17 protein-coding genes and 4 tRNA genes are annotated in these 20507 nt (G+C 52.0%); 3 read left to right on the forward strand and 18 right to left on the reverse strand.

Annotation, left to right across the window (positions count from 1 at the left end):
- Nucleotide 1 precedes the first annotated feature (1 nt).
- Nucleotides 2-1072, reverse strand: a complete 1071-nt coding sequence (locus tag DDT52_RS18200; RefSeq protein WP_136157614.1) for an iron-containing alcohol dehydrogenase family protein — start codon at nt 1070-1072, stop codon at nt 2-4.
- A 259-nt stretch (nt 1073-1331) separates the two neighbouring features.
- Here DDT52_RS18200 and DDT52_RS18205 point away from each other — a divergent pair, with 259 nt between their 5' ends.
- Nucleotides 1332-2126, forward strand: a complete 795-nt coding sequence (locus tag DDT52_RS18205; RefSeq protein ID WP_136157615.1) for a transporter substrate-binding domain-containing protein — start codon at nt 1332-1334, stop codon at nt 2124-2126.
- A 126-nt stretch (nt 2127-2252) separates the two neighbouring features.
- On the opposite strand, the gene DDT52_RS18210 is transcribed toward DDT52_RS18205, so the two are convergent.
- From DDT52_RS18210 to trxA, 17 genes are all read right to left on the reverse strand, one after another.
- Nucleotides 2253-2329 (reverse strand) — tRNA-Pro (locus DDT52_RS18210).
- Nucleotides 2330-2365: 36 nt separating this feature from the next.
- A tRNA-Leu gene (locus DDT52_RS18215) sits at nt 2366-2452 on the reverse strand.
- 26 nt (nt 2453-2478) lie between these two features.
- A tRNA-His gene (locus tag DDT52_RS18220) sits at nt 2479-2554 on the reverse strand.
- Nucleotides 2555-2649: 95 nt separating this feature from the next.
- Nucleotides 2650-2726: transfer RNA gene (locus tag DDT52_RS18225), tRNA-Arg, on the reverse strand.
- A gap of 199 nt (nt 2727-2925) precedes the next feature.
- Nucleotides 2926-3666 (reverse strand): lipopolysaccharide N-acetylmannosaminouronosyltransferase, encoded by a 741-nt coding sequence (gene wecG / locus DDT52_RS18230; RefSeq protein WP_109054844.1) that lies wholly within the window; start codon nt 3664-3666, stop codon nt 2926-2928.
- Between the two features lie 10 nt (nt 3667-3676).
- Nucleotides 3677-5062 carry an ECA oligosaccharide polymerase gene (wzyE, locus tag DDT52_RS18235; protein WP_136157616.1) on the reverse strand — a complete coding sequence of 462 codons (1386 nt, stop codon included), beginning with the start codon at nt 5060-5062 and terminating at the stop codon, nt 3677-3679.
- Entirely contained in the window at nt 5059-6144 is a 1086-nt protein-coding gene (locus tag DDT52_RS18240) for a TDP-N-acetylfucosamine:lipid II N-acetylfucosaminyltransferase (RefSeq protein WP_136157617.1), read from the reverse strand. The genes wzyE and DDT52_RS18240 overlap by 4 nt, the downstream gene beginning before the upstream one ends.
- Nucleotides 6141-7391, reverse strand: coding sequence for a lipid III flippase WzxE (wzxE, locus tag DDT52_RS18245; RefSeq protein WP_136157618.1), 1251 nt, complete (start codon nt 7389-7391; stop codon nt 6141-6143). The genes DDT52_RS18240 and wzxE overlap by 4 nt, the downstream gene beginning before the upstream one ends.
- Before the next feature lies 1 nt (nt 7392).
- Nucleotides 7393-8523: a dTDP-4-amino-4,6-dideoxygalactose transaminase gene (gene rffA, locus DDT52_RS18250; protein ID WP_136157619.1), complete on the reverse strand. Its 1131-nt coding sequence runs from the start codon at nt 8521-8523 to the stop codon at nt 7393-7395.
- A gap of 4 nt (nt 8524-8527) precedes the next feature.
- On the reverse strand, nt 8528-9286 hold the full coding sequence (gene rffC, locus DDT52_RS18255) for a dTDP-4-amino-4,6-dideoxy-D-galactose acyltransferase (protein ID WP_136157620.1): 759 nt from the start codon (nt 9284-9286) through the stop codon (nt 8528-8530).
- A 32-nt stretch (nt 9287-9318) separates the two neighbouring features.
- The gene (gene rffG, locus DDT52_RS18260) at nt 9319-10386 is read right to left on the reverse strand and encodes a dTDP-glucose 4,6-dehydratase (protein ID WP_136157621.1); all 1068 of its coding nucleotides are present in this window, start codon (nt 10384-10386) and stop codon (nt 9319-9321) included.
- Nucleotides 10383-11645, reverse strand: coding sequence for a UDP-N-acetyl-D-mannosamine dehydrogenase (wecC, locus tag DDT52_RS18265; protein WP_136157622.1), 1263 nt, complete (start codon nt 11643-11645; stop codon nt 10383-10385). Before wecC ends, rffG begins: the two co-directional genes overlap by 4 nt.
- A 128-nt stretch (nt 11646-11773) precedes the next feature.
- Nucleotides 11774-12910, reverse strand: coding sequence for a non-hydrolyzing UDP-N-acetylglucosamine 2-epimerase (gene wecB, locus DDT52_RS18270; protein WP_136157623.1), 1137 nt, complete (start codon nt 12908-12910; stop codon nt 11774-11776).
- 55 nt (nt 12911-12965) lie between these two features.
- The gene (gene wzzE, locus DDT52_RS18275) at nt 12966-14024 is read right to left on the reverse strand and encodes an ECA polysaccharide chain length modulation protein (RefSeq protein WP_136157624.1); all 1059 of its coding nucleotides are present in this window, start codon (nt 14022-14024) and stop codon (nt 12966-12968) included.
- Nucleotides 14025-14045: 21 nt separating this feature from the next.
- Complete coding sequence (gene wecA, locus DDT52_RS18280) at nt 14046-15143, reverse strand: UDP-N-acetylglucosamine--undecaprenyl-phosphate N-acetylglucosaminephosphotransferase (RefSeq protein WP_136157625.1); 1098 nt, start codon at nt 15141-15143, stop codon at nt 14046-14048.
- Nucleotides 15144-15449: 306 nt separating this feature from the next.
- Complete coding sequence (gene rho, locus DDT52_RS18285) at nt 15450-16709, reverse strand: transcription termination factor Rho (RefSeq protein ID WP_136157626.1); 1260 nt, start codon at nt 16707-16709, stop codon at nt 15450-15452.
- Nucleotides 16710-17240: 531 nt separating this feature from the next.
- A complete protein-coding gene (trxA, locus tag DDT52_RS18290; RefSeq protein WP_109054856.1) occupies nt 17241-17567 on the reverse strand; it encodes a thioredoxin TrxA in 327 nt (108 codons plus the stop codon).
- A gap of 119 nt (nt 17568-17686) precedes the next feature.
- On the opposite strand from trxA, the gene rhlB reads away from it, so the two are divergent.
- Nucleotides 17687-18976: an ATP-dependent RNA helicase RhlB gene (rhlB, locus tag DDT52_RS18295; protein WP_136157627.1), complete on the forward strand. Its 1290-nt coding sequence runs from the start codon at nt 17687-17689 to the stop codon at nt 18974-18976.
- 6 nt (nt 18977-18982) lie between these two features.
- Nucleotides 18983-20479 carry an exopolyphosphatase gene (gene ppx / locus DDT52_RS18300; RefSeq protein WP_136157628.1) on the forward strand — a complete coding sequence of 499 codons (1497 nt, stop codon included), beginning with the start codon at nt 18983-18985 and terminating at the stop codon, nt 20477-20479.
- Nucleotides 20480-20507 lie beyond the last annotated feature (28 nt).

The raw sequence follows: 20507 nt of genomic DNA on the forward strand, positions 1-20507 counted from the left end.
TTTATAACTTCTCCACCGCCAGAATAGCCTGTTCTATTGCTTGCGGAGATAACGAAAACGGCAACAGCGCGGCACTGGCGGCGGGAAATTTAAAACTGCTCGCCAGATATTTCGCCACTTCCGGCTGTTTCTCACCGAACGCGGAGAGCGTCAATGGCGCGTCGTAGCGACATAATTGCGCCAGCAATTCGGCATCGGGCCGCCCGTCACCTTGCGCCAGGAGGGATTGCACCAACAATCCGAATCCGACTTTTTCACCGTGTAACCAATCATGCAGCTCGGGGATGTGCGTCAGACGATTATGGATAGCATGCGCGACCCCTGGGGAAGGGTTATCGTCACGCATGCTGTTGGCTAATCCCGCACCAGCAATATTGGCGTCAATGACCTGTTGCAGGGCGAGAGTCACCTGCTGATTCTCATTATCGCGTACCGCCTGCTCTCCCCACCGATTAAAGGTATCACGCGCAAAGGCCGCCGCCTGAATTTTGAGATTCAACGCCAGACTGTGACTGTTTTTTTGCTGATAAGGCTGGAATTCATACCATTTTGCCAGCGCGTCAACAATCCCCGCCTTCAGATAGCGCACATCGCTGCGTGCAATCACCGTGCTGTCCACGATGACCATGACAGGCATCCGTTTTAAAGGATAGGTCCCCTGATGCCCGCCGAGTTCATCGTAGAAGATACTAATGGGCGACCACGCCGCGCAGGTGGCGGCAATCGTCGGCAACGTCGCCACTTGCCCATTTTCCAGACTATCCGCGACGGCCTTGGCGCAATCCAGTACGCGACCGCCGCCTATCCCCAAAACAAACCGGGTTTGATGCTGTGCGATACGTTCCCTATGGTATTCCACCGCCTCCCTGGTACATTCGCCGGCAAGAAAATGCACATCAAACTGGATCCCGCTGTTATTAAGACTGGTCGTAACCGAGGCTTCTACCGCCTGCCAGGCTTTGGGACTGGTCACGATGGCAATTTGCCGGGCAAACGCGCGAATCAGTTCACCCACCCGATCGCATAAACCAGCCTGATGGTGATAGGCAAGGGGAGATTTTATGGTTAACACGAGGATTCCTTCATTTTCTTCTTTTTACCAATAACCCACGCTTAGGTTAATTGGTTATTCAAACGACAAGAGGCGATCATAGTAAGAATCCCCCGGAGATTTGTAATACAAGTAAACGGAATAAATTATAACGCTAAGATATAAACCCCCTTTTTTTGTGAATGATATAGTCCCTTGCGGATACGCCGTATCGGACCCCTTTAAATAACAATGTACTGATAAGGTGGTGTCCAATTTCATTTCAGACAGGGACACCACCATGAAAAAAACATTCTCCACCGGCCTAAAAACCATACTATTTGCGATGGGGATATCCGTCGCGCTCACCGGGTGTGATAATTCCGCTTCCACCGACCAGGAAAATATCTTGCGTATCGGCACCACCGGACAAAGTTTCCCCGGCTCTTATAAGGAAAATAATAAATTAGTCGGTTACGACGTTGATGTCGCGGAAGCCATTGCCAAGGAATTAGGCTACAAGATCCAATGGACAACGGCCGATTTCAGTGGGTTATTGGGCCAATTAGAAGCGGGCAAACTTGACACCATCGCAAATAATTTCGTCAAAACAACCGAGCGCCAGAAAAAATACAACTTTTCCGATGCTTATTTAAATTATGCATCGCAAATCGTCACCAGCGTAAAAAATGAAGATATCCAGTCAATAGCCGATTTAAAAGGTAAAACCATTTCGGGCGTATTAGGATCGACGCACCTCACCAACTTGCGTAATGCCTTTCCTGATAACAGCGTCACCATTCGGACCTATGAAACGCGTGATGCCGCCGTCAGTGATGTGATAAACAATAGAGTGCAAGGCTATGTGAATTCCCGCCCGATCCTATTAGCGGAAATCAATAAACATCAATTGCCGCTCAAACTGGTTGGCGAACCGCTGTCCAATGAAATAGTCAGCTTCCCCTTTGCCAAAACGCCTGAGGGAGACAAACTCCTCGCCGGTTTTAATGAAAAACTCAATGTATTACGCCAAAACGGTCAGCTGAAAACGTTGGCAGAGCAGTATTTCGGTAGTGATGATGTTTTGGCTAAGTAATTAACGAAACGATTAAATCGCCAAGGGCAACAAATAGCATCCCTGGCGATTTAATATCCATTTGGATAATACCAAAAACCGCAGGCGAAAAAAAAAGCACATCGAAAGATGTGCTTTTTTTAAAATTGGTCGGCGAGAGAGGATTCGAACCTCCGACCCACTGGTCCCAAACCAGTTGCGCTACCAAGCTGCGCTACTCGCCGAATGTACTGCTTTGTTGCTTAAGCTTATCGTTTGTGTGGTGCGAAGAGAGGGACTTGAACCCTCACGTCCGTTAAGACACTAACACCTGAAGCTAGCGCGTCTACCAATTCCGCCACCTTCGCATAACCATAAATCACAAACTTGAATCTGGGGTGGCTAATGGGACTCGAACCCACGACAACTGGAATCACAATCCAGGGCTCTACCAACTGAGCTATAGCCACCATAAACCACGCTTTACTACCTTTACGTACTATTTGTTACGCGGTACTTCCTTTACGGGGTAATTGTACCACCGCAGCTCTTGCACACAACTTAGTGGTGCGCCCGACAGGATTCGAACCTGAGACCTCTGCCTCCGGAGGGCAGCGCTCTATCCAGCTGAGCTACGGGCGCTTAGCGCCGTTGCGGGAGGGGATACTACGGATTTAACGAGTGCCTGTCTAGTGCTTTTTTATCGAAATGACGTGTTTGCTTATGCTTTGCTCATTTCGAGTTAAATAACGTACAAATCCGTTTTTCCCTCCCCTAAAAACGACGATTTCACCCCGATTATCGCCGTTTTTTTACCCAGGCCCAGCGCAAAGAAGAAAAACTACAAACGTCCGCTGTAATGATAGGCAAGGTACTTCAATAGCTTCAGCTGCCGGAAAATACGGCTCGGCTGGGAGACCAGACGATAGAGCCATTCCAGCCCCAGATTTTGCCAGGCCAGCGGCGCGCGTTTCACATGTCCGGTAAAGACATCGTAGGTGCCCCCCACGCCCATGTATAAAGCGTCAGGGTAGTGACTGCGGCAATCGCGCATCAGAATTTCCTGCCGTGGCGATCCCATCGCCACGGTGACAATCTGTGCGCCGCTGGCACGAATACGCTCAAACAGCGCATCGCGCTCTGCCGGAGCGAAATAACCATTTTGACTACCGACAATATTGACGTTCCACTGAGCCCGAAGCTTTGCTTCTGTTTGGGTCAATACGTCCGGCTTACCCCCGACCAGAAAAACCGGCGTCCCTTCCCGGCCGGCACGCTGCATCAGCGCTTCCCACAAATCGGCGCCCGCAATACGGCTCACATCAGCCTGCGGATATTTGCGGCGAATCGAGCGAACGATACTGATCCCGTCCGCATATTTGTATTCCGCCTTTTCCAGCAAGGCGCGCAGGGCAATATCTTTCTCGGCCGTTAAGACTTTTTCGGCGTTAATGGCCACCAGCGTACCGGTTTTCACCCGCCGATCGGCAAACAGATAGTCAACAAATTGCGCCATATGGCGAAATCCGTGGATAGCTAAACCACGGATCGAATACTGGGGGATAACTGCTTTTTCTTCCATTCTCAATCCTTTACGGCACGCTGCGCGTGGGGGTGACCGGCGGCGTGGTTGACGGCGTAGCCTGTGGCCGGGAGCGCAACAGGCGCTGCCTGATTAAACCCGCACTTTCCAGCAGCCAATACAGCAATTTGGCCACCAGCAGACAGAGGCCAAAGATGAGGCAGAAAAACACGACGCGTGAAACAAACGCATCAACCCCTTCACGCGTCAATACGATGATATTAAACACCGCCCCAAAGCAGAACGCTTGCAGAACGGCCGCCTTGTATCGATTACTGTCGTTTTTGCCCAGTTCATAAACCCAGTCGAACCATTTGATAATCAATCCAACGGCAATCGCACCCAGCGGAATGAACAGCACTCCGCCCATCACCACCAGTGAGCCTAATAACGTTGGAGAAATTGCCAGTCCGGAATGGTTATTCAATACTTCCCAGGTAAAGTAATTAGCGCTGTTCAATACCAGATTCGGGCGTTCAGGCCACAGCCAGGAAGGAATATACACGTAGAAATCACGCACGATAGGCGCGAGTCCCTGAAAATCGATTTTATCGTAATTCTGCCACAATAACGCCAGATTCTCCCACGGCGAGAACGTATCGCGAGTCAGGTACAGAAAGGTATAAAACGCTTCATCACCGCTGACATCCATGCCGTAGCGCTTAAGCGCCAGCCAGAACATGCCCACCACGCCGAACATCCCTGCCGCCGCCAGCATCCACAGCGTTATCCAGCCCCGCACGATGCCAATAAACAGGAACAGCGCGAAAGCAATAATCACATTCGCCCGCGTCCCTCCGACGATGACATAAGTCAGCATGCCAAACGCCACTGTCCCGATAAGAAACAGCAGCCAGGCCCGCTGCGTCTGACGCAGGAAATACACCACCAGCATGGCCGGAATAAAGAAATAGAAAAAGCGCTTCAATGCCACACCGGAGACTTCACTGGAAAAAATCTGACTGTAAGAACGCAGTTTGAACAGCAGAAAACCGTTGTTGAGGAAGAACATCCCCACCGTCGCTATCGCGATCAGCGCCAGCAACACCCAGGTCAGATTCGTTTCCACCCGGTTCATGGTAAGAAAAGGCGGACGTACAGCGCTCGTTTTCCTGCGCAAGCGGGTTTTATAACTGACATAGTAAATAGCGTAAAACGCCGTCGCGGAAAGCAGCGCCTGTAGTAAATACGGGACGGGCACCACCTCAACGCCAAAACGAAAGATCAATACGCAGGTGAACGGAAAACCGAAATAGAACGTCAGCAGATACAGCAGCGAAAACAAGACATTGAAGTTAAAACGAACACGACGAAACTCCTGCCAGGTCAGCGTCAGAATAAAAATGACCGAAATAAGGTAAACCACGAACAGGCCACCAAATTGTCCCAGCGTCATGTTGGTTCTCCCGCTGCCAGCGCCAGAGCCTGCCGCCAACCTTGCAGATAGTTAGGGTTAAAGAACGCGATTTGATGCTTATCAACGGATATCAACTGACGCTGAGCTTCACGAACCAGCGCTTCATCCAGATTATCACCGTAAAACAGCACCGGCAGATGCTGCTGCGCCAAATCCCGCCAGAAAGGATTCTTCCGGCTAATGACAAAAGGCACGCCAAACTGAATCAGCAGGCACAGCGTACCGATACCCTGTTGACGGTCAAAAATAAAGTAACCTAAATCGCAGGTGCGCAGCATATTCAGATAATCATCAAACGCCAGTTGATCTTTCAATAGCTGAAAATGTTTCACGCCGAACAGCGCCAATCCTTCTTCCTCAACCTGCGCAATGTAGGATGCGTTATTTGCCGGATAGCCCATCGGCACGATCACCCGAACATTAGTGCCGAACTGCTTATGAATGGCGCGCAACGCTTCCTGGTGACGATTGGTGCGATCGCCGGAATTACCGACCAGAATAGTCAGCGGCCCCGCCAGCGGCTTCTCCGCCTCTATGCCCGTCAACGCGGGATCCATCCGCGTCGGGAAATAAAGCAACGATGTGGGTACGCGAGGATATCGCTGCTGATACCACGCTAAATCGCCCTGCGTCGCAAAGACGTGTCCGATCCGCTTTTGCGCCAGACGCCGCAGCAGATAAAACAAGCGATACTTCAAACTACTGCCTTCTTCGTACAAGTCAGCGCCCCAGACATGCCAATAAACCTGTGCCGGCTTGATTTTACCGCTCAGCAGCGCCAGCCACAGCGTGGGATTAAATTGCCCGTGCAGAAAAAAACGCGTATTTCGATCGGCCTTTGCTTTCGTCATCACCGCCTGAGCCAGCGTCTTTTTATCCGCATACGTTTCAATATCAAGGGCCGGAAAATCCGCCAGCGGCAACGCGTCGCGCGTCGCCACCATAAAATGTCCCACCTGTTGTCGCGGCAATTCGTCCGCCAGAACATCATTAAAGAAACGTAAAACGGTCTGGTTATGGTGTGGGATATCAGATCCCAGGACATGAATCAGTGTCGTCATGCTCGCCTACGGTAAATAATGAATACGCTACAACAAAGCAAAAAATAGACCAGATACGTTGCCATATACGCCTGCGCCGCACCCAATGCGCCATGTCGGGGGATCAGCCAGTGCGCAAACCCGGTAAGCAGCAGAAACTGGCTCACCTCGGTCAGCAGATAAAAACGCAGCGCAGCTTTGGCTATCACCAGATAACCAAATACGTAAGCGCCCACTTTCATTACATCGCCCACCAGTTGCCAGGCGAACAAGTCTCTCATTGCGGTAAACTGGCTGGAAAACAACAGCCAGATAGCAAAATCACGCAACAGCCAGACACAAAAACTGACCGCAGCCACCACGGGAAGTACAAACTTCAACGACCGGACGATTTCCTGCGCCAACGCCGCTTTATCCGTCAGGCGTGAGAGCGTCGGTAGCAGATAAACAGTGAACGATGCAGTAATAAATTGCAGATAAGCATCAGAAATACTGCTGACGCCTTGCCAGATACCGACATCGTCCCAGCTGTAGTGTTCCGCCAACAGGTTACGCATCATGATATACGCAACGGGCAGCGTCACGGCGGTCATCAGCGCCATCAGAGTGAACTTGCCGAGATGACCCGCAATCGCCTTGTCCCAGGCTGGTTTCAACGACGACAGCGAGAGCGGCGTACGACGCAACATCAGCCAGCCTGCCGGTAAGACCACCAGCGCTGGCACCAATGCCAGCCCGGCCAACGCGCCACGGTATCCGCCCAGCGTAAAGCACAGCCAATAGGCAGCCAGACCAATCAGGCTGCCGCTGATGACGGCCAGCGCATTCCCGATAGCATCACGGTAACCTTTCAGTATTGCCAGAAACAGGTTGGCATAGGCGATGCCCATCTGGATAAAAGCCAGCGCCCGCACCACATCCCGATATTCATCGTGTCCAAACAGCGCGTTAGCGATAGGACGCGAGGCAAACAGAAATACCACGGCCAGCAGCGTGGAAAATCCCAGCACCAGCGCGACGGCGGTGCCAAGCAAGGGCGTTAATCGGTCCGGCTGCTGGTGATATTCCGCAACGTACTTGGTCACGCCGTTAAAAATACCGGCGCCAGACAGAACTCCCAGCACGGTAATGAGCTGACGAAAATTACCCGCCTGCCCAACCCCGCTGGGCCCGAACGCCACCGCCAACAGCTTGACCACTATCAGCCCCGCGCCGATTTTTATCAGCGTGGAGCCCGCCGTCCAGATTGACGCTTTCGCTAACGACATATCAGGAGAAGAAGCTCAGGGCGGTATTGATTACCGTACGCTGATTGACGTCAGGCAGGTTGTAGAACAGCGGCAGACGTACCAGACGTTCACTTTCCTGTGTGGTATAACGATTTTCGCCGACAAAATGTCCAAAATTCAGTCCGGCAGGACAGTCGTGCAGCGGAATATAATGAAAGACCGTCAGGATTTCAGCTTCTTTCATGTAATTGATAAAGGCGCTTCGATCTTCCGCATCGCGCAGCTTGATATAAAACATGTGCGCATTGTGAATACAGCTGCCCGGTATTGTCGGCAATGTAATGCGGCCAGCATCAGCCAGCGATTTGAACGCGGCGTAATAGTTCTGCCACAGGCGTAAACGGCGTTCATTAATCGGTCGGGCGGCTTCAAGCTGCGCCCACAGATAAGCCGCCTGAATATCGGCCATCAGGTAGCTGGAGCCAATATCGCGCCAGGTATACTTATCAACCTGCCCACGGAAAAACTGACTGCGGTTAGTGCCTTTTTCACGCACGATTTCCGCCCGTTCAATCAGCCTTGAGTCATTAATCAGCGTCGCTCCGCCTTCTCCGCCGGAGGTGTAGTTCTTGGTTTCATGGAAGCTAAAACAGCCGATATGGCCGATCGAACCCAATACACGCCCTTTGTAACTCGACATCACGCCCTGTGCGGCATCTTCAACCACAAACAGATCATATTTCTTCGCCAGCGCCATGATGGCGTCCATTTCACACGCGACGCCAGCATAGTGAACCGGCACAATAACGCGCGTTTTATCGGTAATCGCCGCTTCAATTTTCGTTTCATCGATGTTCATGGTATCCGGACGAATATCGACAAACACAATTCTGGCGCCGCGTAACACAAAGGCGTTGGCGGTCGAAACAAAGGTATAACTCGGCATGATGACTTCATCACCGGGTTTGATATCCAGCAGAATTGCCGCCATTTCCAGTGAAGCCGTACAGGATGGCGTCAACAGCGCTTTCCTGGTGCCGGAATAGTGCTCCAGCCACTGCTGGCAGCGACGGGTAAAACCACCGTCACCGCACAGTTTGCCGCTGCTCATGGCAGCCTGCATATAATCGAGTTCTGTACCCACAACCGGAGGCGCATTAAACGGAATCATGTGATCACCTGTATAACCAATAAGCCGTGCCCTCAACCCGGGCACCGCGACGAAGATAAAGACGAAGTGCCGCCACATTACCGACCTGTGTCGCGACCCGTAAACGCTGTATCCCTTGCTGCCGACACCACATTTCAGCAAGAGCCATCAGTTGCGCACCCACACCGCGGGTGGTGACGTCCGGAAAAACGCCGAGTAACCCGATACGCGCTTCCCCATCACCAAGTTGGCGAATCGTCACCCAGCCCTGCGGCACACCCGCCTCGTTTTCAACCAACAGACACAGGTTATCAAAGGTGCCAAGCACGGCGTTTTCTATCCACCGGGCATAAAAACGGCCGCTGTCCGTTGGCTGATACCAGGGGGAACGGAAACGGCTCAGGGAGAAGACCTTTGCCGCCGCCTGCCGCAGCATCGGGATATCGGCGCTGTCGGCCACGCGCTGGCGAGGTAATACCGCCGTCGCGGGCGTATCGTCCAGCGATAGGCAGAGGTCGACTTCCCCTTCGACCAGACGAAAACCGATATTCGCCAATGTATCCGCCAGCGCCAGATTATCGGCCGGTATCTTAGCCTGCGTCAGCGCATAGCGCGCCAACGCTGCTGGCGTCAGGACGGGCGCGGAAGATGAAAAATTCAGCTTGCCGCTGACCAGATTGAAAAACTCGCTTTCCCAGTTCAGCGGTTCAATCGTGGCGCGGATCGCAGACGCATCTGAGGACGTTGGCTTCCCCTCCGTCAGAATGAAGTCAGAATTTTTCATATCCGCTCCTTATCTTGTATAAACCCGACCGATCAGTCGTTCAGCCCCAAACGCTCGCCGGTATAGGAACCATCCTGTACGCTGCGCCACCAGGATTCATTATTCAGATACCAACTGACGGTTTTTCTCATGCCGGTTTCAAATGTTTCCTGTGGACGCCAGCCCAATTCACGCTCAATTTTACCGGCATCAATGGCGTAACGAATGTCATGACCGGGGCGATCTTTCACATAGGTTATTAAGTCACGGTAGTGCCGCACGTCAGCGGGTTTGTTGGGAACCAGTTCTTCCAGCAGCTCACAAATCGTCTGAACGACTTCGATGTTTTTACGTTCGTTATGACCACCGATGTTGTACGTTTCCCCAACGATGCCTTCCGTCACGACTTTATAGAGCGCACGAGCGTGATCTTCGACGAACAGCCAGTCACGGATCTGGGCTCCATCGCCATAAACCGGCAGTGGCTTACCCGCAACCGCATTCAGAATTATCAGCGGGATCAGTTTCTCAGGGAAATGATAGGGGCCATAGTTGTTGGAACAGTTGGTGATAATGGTCGGCAAACCGTAGGTACGTAGCCAGGCACGCACCAGGTGATCGCTGGATGCTTTAGACGCGGAGTAAGGGCTGCTTGGCGCATAAGGCGTCGTTTCCGTGAACAGATCATCGGTACCGTGCAAATCGCCGAACACTTCATCAGTCGAGATATGGTGAAAGCGGAACGCCGCTTTTGCGGTGGCTTCCATACTTTGCCAGTAGTGACGTGCGGCTTCCAACAGATTGTAAGTACCCACTATATTGGTTTCGATGAACGCCGCCGGGCCATCAATAGAGCGATCGACATGACTTTCCGCGGCCAGATGCATCACCATCGCTGGCTGATATTCGGCAAACACCCGATCGAGCGCCGCACGATCGCAAATATCTACCTGTTCAAAAGCAAAACGAGCGCTGTCCGCGACCGGTGCCAAAGAGGACAGATTGCCTGCGTAGGTAAGTTTGTCCACCACCGCCACACTGTCCGGTGTCTCGGTCAGAACGTGCCTTACCAACGCTGAACCAATAAATCCGGCTCCGCCGGTAATTAAAATACGTTTCAACGCCACACTCCTTTTGTATCAATAACCCAATCTTGTTTAACGTCTTCGGGGTTAACAGCTTTGAACTGGCGGTGATCGACCAGCATCACCAGGACATCCGCATCCCGTAACGCCGACGCCGTATCGACCAACTGTACGTGCCCCGCCAGCGCAACAGGCAATTGTTTCACATTAGGCTCTACCGTCAGCGTGGCGCCCACATGCCACTGCGCGATCATTGCCGTAATTTCCACTGCCGGGCTTTCGCGCAGGTCGTCAATGTCAGGCTTAAACGCCAGACCAAAACAAGCGACCGTGACTTCGCTGGCGCGTTTGTCCGTCTGCGCCAGGTAATCCGCCACCGCCGCTTTAACCCGATCGACAACCCATAGCGGTTTGCCATCATTCACCAGCCTGGCCGTGTGAATCAGTCTCGCCTGCTGCGGGTTCTGAGCCACAATAAACCACGGATCAACGGCAATGCAGTGCCCGCCCACGCCGGGGCCGGGTTGCAGAATATTGACGCGGGGATGGCGGTTTGCCAATCGGATAAGTTCCCATACGTTAATGTTCTGCTCGGCGCAGATCAGCGACAGCTCATTGGCAAACGCAATATTGACATCACGGAAGCTATTTTCCGTCAGCTTGCACATCTCGGCCGTGCGAGAGTTAGTGATTACACACTCACCTTCAAGGAAGATTTTGTACAGTTCACTGGCGCGTGCGGAGCACACCGGCGTCATCCCGCCAATGACCCGATCGTTTTTAATCAGTTCGACCACGACCTGCCCCGGTAAAACGCGCTCGGGACAGTAGGCAATATTGATGTCGGCGGCATCTCCCGCCTGCTGTGGGAAGGTTAGATCGGGGCGAACCTGAGCCAGCCATTCAGCCATCTGCTCCGTTGCGCCGACAGGCGAAGTCGATTCCAGAATGACCAAATCGCCTTTTTTCAGCACGGGAGCAATCGACTCCGCCGCGGCCTGTACATAAGCCATATCCGGTTCATGATCGCCTTTAAACGGGGTAGGTACCGCAATCAGAAACGCATCCGCCGCAACGGGTTTGTTAAAGGCGCGCAGGTAGCCATGCTCTACCGCCACTTTTACCAGCGTATCCAGATCGGGCTCGACGATGTGAATTTCACCCCGGTTAATGGTGTCCACCGCCTGTTTATTTACATCAATACCCACCACATTCTTTTTACGAGACGCAAATGCCGCTGCGGTCGGTAATCCGATATATCCCAGTCCAATAACGGAGATTGTGTCAAAACTCATAATGTCACCTGATATTTTTGTATGGCGGGCTATCCTGCCCGCCCCCTTCGGCCGTCGCAAGCGACGTTGAAAAACGCTCCCGGCGTTTTTTTATGGCGGGATCAATCTGGCTCGCCCCTTCGGGACGTTTACACATGCATGGGCAGGCGTGCGCTTTTCAACGCTTCAACAATACGCTGGCAGGCCTGACCATCACCATAGGGGTTATGTGCACGACTCATCGTCTGGTATTCATTTTCATCAGTCAGAAGCAGGGAAACGGCATCTACGATTTTCGCCACGTCGGTCCCCACCAATCTCACCGTCCCGGCCTCCACCGCCTCGGGACGCTCGGTAGTTTCACGCATGACCAACACCGGCTTACCTAACGAGGGGGCTTCCTCCTGAATTCCGCCGGAATCGGTCAGAATCACATACGAACGATTCATCAGATAAACAAATGGCAGATAGTCCTGTGGCGCAATCAACATCACATTGTTAATGCCACTCAGGATGCGGTTGACCGGCTCACTGACGTTAGGATTAAGGTGTACCGGATAAACAATCTGCACATCCGGATGCCGTCTGGCGATATCGGCCAGCGCACTGCAAATACGTTCGAAACCGTCACCAAAACTTTCACGCCGGTGTCCGGTGACCAGGATCAGCTTTTTGGTCGCATCCAGAAAAGCGTACTGCTCATCCAGACGGCGACACAAGTCCGCATCACTGACGATGCGATCCCGTACCCAGAACAACGCATCAATGACCGTATTCCCGGTGACGACAATATGTCGATCCGACAAATGCTCACGCAGTAAATTCTGACGGGCATTTTCCGTTGGCGCAAAATGGTACATGGCCAAGTGCCCGGTCAGCTTACGGTTCGCTTCTTCCGGCCAGGGAGAATAGAGATTTCCGGTACGCAGCCCGGCCTCCACATGTCCAACGGGAATGCGTTGATAAAACGCAGCCAAACTGGTGGTCAGCGTCGTGGTGGTATCACCATGCACCAGCACCAAATCGGGTTTAAATTCAGTCATAACGGGCTCGAGCCCTGTCAGAATGCGGCAGGAGATCTCACTGAGGCTCTGTCCCGGCTGCATGATATTCAGATCGTAATCTGGCGAAATATTGAACAAACGCAGCACCTGATCCAGCATCTCCCGATGCTGGGCTGTTACGCAAATTCTCGATTCAAAGGCTTCATCCTGAGCCAGGGCATGAACCAATGGAGCCATTTTAATGGCCTCCGGCCGGGTGCCGAAAACAGTCAACACTTTCACAGTGAATCTCTTTAATCAGGTTAGACGCAGACTTTTACTGCGAATCGGACGTCAATCAGCGAACCGGTTGACGTGGACGGCGTACCAAAGCAAAACCCGCGCCCACTAACGCCCCGATCGCGCCCCACATCACCATCAGAAAGGCACGACGCGGGCTATCGCGCTTCACCGGTTCTTCCGGTGTACGCAGGTAGCGGTAGGTCTGGAAACTGGCGTCAAGCGTGGGCCCGACATTCAGAGTGGTTAGCATGGCGCGATTTTGATCGTAATCGAGATCATAGTGCGGCCCGCTGGCTTGCAAAGACTCCAGGCGTGCCTGCAACATCGGCCTTCCCAGTAAAAACATTTCTGACGCAGGCAGCTCATCCGCCGGCGTATCAGTCTGGCTACGGCTGATACCTTGCTGCTGGGCGATTTTCAGCGCCTGTTCGACACTACGGATTTCACGTTCGTAAATCGCCTTGGCGACGGCTTCCTGCCGCTTGATCTGCGACTTGATGAAAATGGTTCTGGCCGCCCATGCGCCAGTGATTTCTTCATTCAGGTGACCCGCTGCGTGTTGACTGGCGAACACCACATACTGACGAAGTAACGTATTGGCGTCAGCGGGCGTTTCCGCCATCAGCTTCACCGTATCACTGGTTTTTTTGGCATCATCACGCGGCGTAAACTGAATATTATTCACCAGTTCATCCAGCAGGGCGGCATCAGCCTTCACATCCCCCTCCTGACGCTGCTTGTAATAGTCAGTCTGTAACCAGAAATCCCGGCGGGTATCATAGGCCGCCAGCTGCATGATGAACTCATCATAAACATCGGCCGAAATGGATGGCTGCTCCGATTGCGGCACAGCAAAGGATTTCGCATCCAGATTGCGGAGAAACTGTTGTTGCGAATAGTACCCGCCCAACATGTTTACCGTCGGTTTATCCGTAATCGCCGTTGCACTCCACTCCTGTTTTACCAGATAAGAATAGAGTAACGCCGTAACGCTAAACAGCACGGCAATAGCGATGATCCAGGGCTTACCACGCCACAGCGTGCAAACTAAGCCGCGAATGTCCAGTTCATTATCAACTAACGTATTCCCGGTAGACAGGTTCTCTGATTTCATTACTTCCCCAAGGTTATTTGGTCAAGGGAACTGCTTTTGCTCATCGGCATTCCGCATACGGCGCTTGATGCGCTTGATAAAACGAGCGACTCGCCATGCGCGTTTCAGGCAGTAGCCATAGAGCAAAAACGTAAGCAAGAATAATGCCAACATTACCCATTCTGGCACAAAGGAGAGGTATTCTCCAAGCACACCAACTGCGGCTAATAACGCGGCCGCCAGCGTAATCAACACAAAAGCCTGTCGAGAAGTAAAGCCGGCCCGCATCATCAAATGATGGATATGCTGGCGATCGGGAGAAAACGGACTCATCCCTTTATGTAGGCGGCGATACATAATCGCGATCATATCAATGAGGGGAATCGCAATAATCCACAATGCGGTAACAGGATTAATCGGATGCTGTTTACCTTGCGTGGTCTGAATCAGGATCCAGATAGCCGTGAAACCGATCATGGTACTCCCGGCATCACCCATAAAGACTTTGAACCGTTTACCGAAAACGCCGAGATTCAGCAGAATATAGGGAAGCGTAGCGGCAATCATGGCAAAGCACCACAACGCCAGATTCATATGACCGCCCAGATAGAGCAATATCCCCATTGCGCCAAATGAGACACAGGATAGCCCGCCCAGCAGCCCATCAATCCCATCAACCATATTGAAAGCATTAATTGCGGCCCAGACCGCAAACAGCGTGACCAGATAGCCAAAAGGCCCCAATCCCATTTCCCATGGGCCAAAAATATGGCCGAGGTTGTGCAAAGAAAGCCCCGCAAACCCCATCATGATGGCCGCGACACATGCCTGTACGACAGCACGGATTTTCACGCTGATATCAAAACGGTCATCCAGTGCGCCGACAAACACCAAAACACCGGCACAAAGCAGGTAAAGACGGAAATTGGGAATGTAGTAATCGGTGATCAGAAAGGTAAAGCAGATCCCTGCGAACACGGAGATACCCCCCACCAGAGGAATCAGCCCCTGATGCCGTTTACGGTAGTTCGGGCGATCGACAAGTCCTATCTTTCTCGCCACCTGGCGAGCAAAAAACAGAAAGCCCAGAGAAAACAGGAAAATGATTAATAATTCGATACTCATAATGAGTAAATTCACCGTTCACAGCTTCGCTATGGCTGCTCAATATATGCTCGGTTTACGCCTTAAAGACTATCAATCACATTGATACATTTCCGTTCAGCAAGGCCACAACCCTATGGCCTGCTTCCCAGGCGATCAGCATAGTCTAAAAAGAACGCAGTTTATAACCTTTATGGCTCAAATAACCATTTTATAGGCTTGGATATAAAAAATCGCCGGGAGCGATTTTAAACATCGCTTGCGACGACCGAAAGGGGCAGGAATAGTCCGGCATAAAAAACGCCACGACCCAGCGTGGCGTTCCCCGAGTCCATTCGTGATTTACGAACGCTTCATCATATCGAAGAATTCATCGTTGGTTTTGGTCATCGCCAACTTGTTAATCAGGAATTCCATCGCATCAATCTCACCCATCGGGTGGATAATCTTACGCAGAATCCACATCTTTTGTAGTTCTTCAGACGTGGTCAGCAATTCTTCTTTACGCGTACCGGAACGGTTGTAATCGATAGCCGGGAATACGCGTTTTTCAGCAATTTTACGCGCGAGATGCAGCTCCATATTACCGGTGCCTTTAAACTCTTCGTAAATGACTTCGTCCATTTTTGAACCGGTATCGACCAGTGCGGTTGCAATGATCGTCAAGCTGCCGCCTTCTTCAACGTTACGGGCCGCACCAAAAAAACGTTTTGGACGATGCAGAGCGTTGGCGTCCACACCACCGGTCAATACCTTGCCGGAAGCAGGCACCACGGTGTTATAAGCACGTGCCAGACGTGTAATAGAGTCCAGCAGAATGATGACGTCTTTTTTATGCTCGACCAGGCGCTTCGCTTTTTCGATTACCATTTCGGCAACCTGAACGTGGCGGGAAGCAGGTTCATCAAAGGTAGAAGCAACGACTTCACCTTTAACCAGACGCTGCATCTCGGTCACTTCTTCCGGACGTTCGTCAATCAGCAGCACCATCAGCACGCAGTCAGGATGGTTGTAAGCAATGCTTTGTGCAATATTCTGCAACAGCATGGTTTTACCTGCTTTTGGCGGAGCAACAATCAGACCGCGCTGACCACGGCCGATAGGCGCGGCCAAATCCAGCACCCGGGCCGTCAAATCTTCTGTTGAACCATTACCACGCTCCATCCGCAGGCGAGAATTCGCGTGCAGGGGAGTGAGGTTTTCAAACAGGATTTTACTGCGGGCGTTTTCTGGTTTGTCGTAGTTGACTTCGTTGACTTTCAGCAGGGCAAAATAGCGTTCACCTTCTTTTGGCGGCCGGATTTTGCCTGAAATGGTGTCACCAGTACGAAGGTTAAAACGGCGGATTTGACTGGGGGAAACGTAGATATCATCGGGACCGGCAAGGTAGGAACTGTCTGCAGAACGGAGGAAGCCAAAGCCATCCTGCAATATCTCCAGCACACCGTCGCCGAAAATATCCTCGCCACTTTTCGCGTGCTGCTTGAGAATGGCAAAAATAATATCCTGCTTGCGCATGCGAGCGAGGTTTTCCAATCCCATACTTTCGCCAAGAGTAATCAACTCAGAAACCGGCGTATTCTTTAATTCGGTAAGATTCATAATGGTGGGTTCTTAAACTCGGGGTAAATCTCGAACTATTAACGTGAATGGTATGGCAGGGTCATCCGTGCCTCTATAATAACCTTCGATCACCCATATACTCGTCATCTTTCAAGCCGCAGGCGCGTTGGCTGCCTTCATTCACCCCAGCCGCCTACTCATTGTAAGCGCCAGAGGATTCACTCGGTTGCCGCCTTCCTGCACCTCAAAATCTATTGGGTATGCCCGTTTTGTTGCGTTCTTAACGCATGCAGAATCTGCACAAAACGACAGCGAAGGATTTCGAAGATACATAAAACCAGTTATTTTAAAACTATTAGATTGTCCAAACCAGATAACGAACATTTTTGTAAATCAATGACTTTCCGATTTTGACACAGAATAATACTTTAGATTCAAACTTTCAGGCTTAAGCCTAAAGGCTTAAACGTAGGTAAGTACGATATGCAGTATTGACGAATCTAGCACGCTTCCTGACGGGCGGCAAGCGGTCAATGGAGAATTATGCCACCCTCAGGAATGCAGGACGAATTACAGATTGGCGGTCAGGAACTCTTTCAATTGTCCTTTAGACAGAGCGCCGACTTTGGTCGCTGCAACTTCACCATTCTTGAACAACAGCAAAGTAGGAATACCACGGATACCATATTTCGGTGCGGTTGCCGGATTTTCATCGATATTGAGCTTGGCAACCGTCAGTTTACCTTCGAATTCTTCTGCAATTTCATCCAGAATCGGAGCGATCATTTTACAGGGACCACACCACTCAGCCCAGAAATCAACCAGGGTTACGCCCTCAGCCTGCAATACTTCCGTATCGAAACTGCCATCAGTCAGGTGAATAATTTTATCGCTCATGTTTTACTCCACAGGATTATGTCTACCTTGTTGGTGTAGCATTAACCAACAATAAGGTTGACTTTATTTCACCGGATACGCTTTCGTAAAGCAATAGTTAGCTGATATTCTACCACACTATGAGCAAAACACACTTAACAGAACAGAAGTTTTCCGACTTCGCCCTGCACCCGCGGGTTATCGAAGCTCTTGAAAGTAAAGGGTTTCATAACTGCACGCCTATCCAGGCGTTAACATTGCCACTGGCTTTGTCAGGGCGTGATGTAGCAGGTCAGGCGCAAACCGGTACAGGCAAGACGCTAGCTTTTCTCGCGTCTACTTTCCATTATCTGCTTTCACACCCTGCAAATGCAGAGCGTCAGACCAATCAGCCGCGCGCCTTAATTATGGCGCCGACCCGTGAATTAGCCGTACAAATTCACTCTGACGCAGAAGCCCTTTCCCGTCTGACAGGACTGAAACTCGGTCTGGCTTATGGCGGCGATGGCTATGACAAACAACTCAAGGTGCTGGAAAGCGGCGTCGATATCCTGATCGGCACTACGGGCCGTCTGATCGACTACACGAAACAGAATCATATTAACCTAGGTGCAATCCAGGTCGTGATTCTGGATGAAGCCGACCGCATGTATGATCTGGGCTTTATCAAAGATATCCGCTGGCTGTTCCGTCGGATGCCGCCGGTAACGCAGCGCCTGAACATGCTCTTTTCCGCGACGCTTTCCTACCGCGTACGCGAACTCGCTTTTGAACAAATGAATAATGCCGAGTATGTGGAGGTCGAACCGGAACAAAAAACCGGCCACCGCATCACAGAAGAGCTGTTCTATCCGTCCAATGAAGAAAAAATGCGCCTGCTCCAGACGCTGCTCGAGGAAGAGTGGCCGGACCGCTGCATTATTTTTGCTAATACCAAACACCGTTGTGAAGATATCTGGGGCCACCTGGCCGCCGATGGTCATCGCGTTGGTCTGCTGACAGGTGACGTGGCGCAGAAAAAACGTCTGCGTATTCTGGATGACTTCACCAACGGCAAGCTGGATATTCTGGTTGCGACCGACGTAGCGGCGCGTGGCCTGCATATTCCGTTAGTCACGCACGTCTTCAACTACGACCTGCCGGATGACTGTGAAGACTATGTTCACCGTATTGGCCGTACTGGCCGCGCAGGTCAAAGCGGTTTCTCCATCAGTCTGGCCTGTGAGGAATACGCGCTGAATCTGCCCGCTATCGAAACCTACATCGGTCACGGTATTCCGGTCAGCAAATACAACAGCGACGCATTACTTAACGATTTACCGGCACCGAAGCGCTTAACGCGCCCGCCTCGCTCCAATAGCGGCCCGCGCAGAAGCAACGCGCCGCGCCGTAGCGGAGCGCCACGTAATAATCGTAAACGACCAGGCTGATCGCGAATGCTAAGCTCCTCTTCACTTTATGCGGCTATCGATCTCGGCTCCAACAGCTTTCATATGCTGGTGGTTCGGGAAATCGCGGGCAGCATTCAGACGCTGGCAAAGATAAAACGAAAAGTTCGTCTTGCCGCAGGATTGGATAAGCAGAGCCGGTTATCGCAGGAAGCGATGCAGCGGGGCTGGCAGTGTCTGCAATTGTTTTCAGAACGATTGCAGGATATTCCACGGGAGCAGGTACGCGTTGTCGCGACGGCAACCTTACGGCTGGCCACCAACGCTGACGAATTTCTGCAACAGGCCCAGCAGATTCTGGGATTACCGGTTCAGGTTATCAGCGGTGAAGAAGAAGCTAGGCTGATCTATCAGGGCGTGGCCCACACCACCGGCGGACCAGAGCAGCGTCTGGTCGTTGATATCGGCGGCGGCAGCACAGAACTGGCTACCGGCGTGGGCGCCAAGGCAACCAGACTCATCAGCTTGCCCATGGGCTGCGTGACCTGGCTGGAACGTTATTTTAGCGATCGTAATCTGGAAGCGGGTAATTTTGAGCGCGCCGAACAGGCGGCTCGCGAAATGCTGCGCCCGGTCGCCGCTTCTCTGCGTGAACAGGGCTGGCAAATCTGCGTCGGCGCATCAGGTACGGTGCAGGCTTTGCAGGAGATTATGGTCGCGCAGGGGATGGATGAATACATCACGCTGACAAAACTCCAGCAGCTAAAACAGCATGCGATCCAGTGCGATAAGCTGGAAGAGCTCGAGATTGAAGGTCTGACGCTGGAAAGAGCCCTGGTTTTTCCCAGCGGACTGGCGATTCTGCTGGCCATATTTCAGGAACTCGGCATAAAAACCATGACACTGGCCGGAGGCGCACTGCGTGAAGGTCTGGTGTATGGCATGCTCCATCTACCGATTGATCAGGATATCCGCCACCGGACGCTGCATAATTTACAGCGTCGTTATCTGTTGGACCGCGAACAAGCCAAACGGGTGGGTTCGCTGGCCGACAACTTTCTGCAACAGGTCGCGCGCGACTGGCAGTTGGACGATCGATGTCGTGAACTACTGCAAAGTGCCTGTCTGGTCCACGAAATTGGTCTAAGCATCGATTTTCGCCAGTCTCCTCAGCATGCGTCCTATCTCATCCGCAACAGCGATCTTCCCGGCTTTACCCCCGCGCAAAAGAAACTACTGGCCACGTTGTTACAAAATCAAAGCAATCCTGTCGACCTGATGCCACTCAGTCAACAAAATGCATTGCCGGTGATACAAGCCCAGCACCTGTGTCGTCTGCTGCGTCTGGCGATTATTTTCGCCAGCCGCCGCCGCGACGATACGTTGCCGGCAGTACGTCTGCGCGTCGAAGGCGAAAGTTTACGGGTCATTTTGCCTGCCGGCTGGATGGCTCAACATCCGTTACGGGCAGAAGCACTGGAACAGGAAAGCCGCTGGCAAAGCTATGTTCACTGGCCGCTGATACTGGAAGAAACCCCGCGCTAATGCCAACCGATGTGCGGGCCAGAGGAGC

Source organism: Brenneria roseae subsp. roseae (genome assembly GCF_003115845.1).
Lineage (GTDB): Bacteria > Pseudomonadota > Gammaproteobacteria > Enterobacterales > Enterobacteriaceae > Brenneria > Brenneria roseae.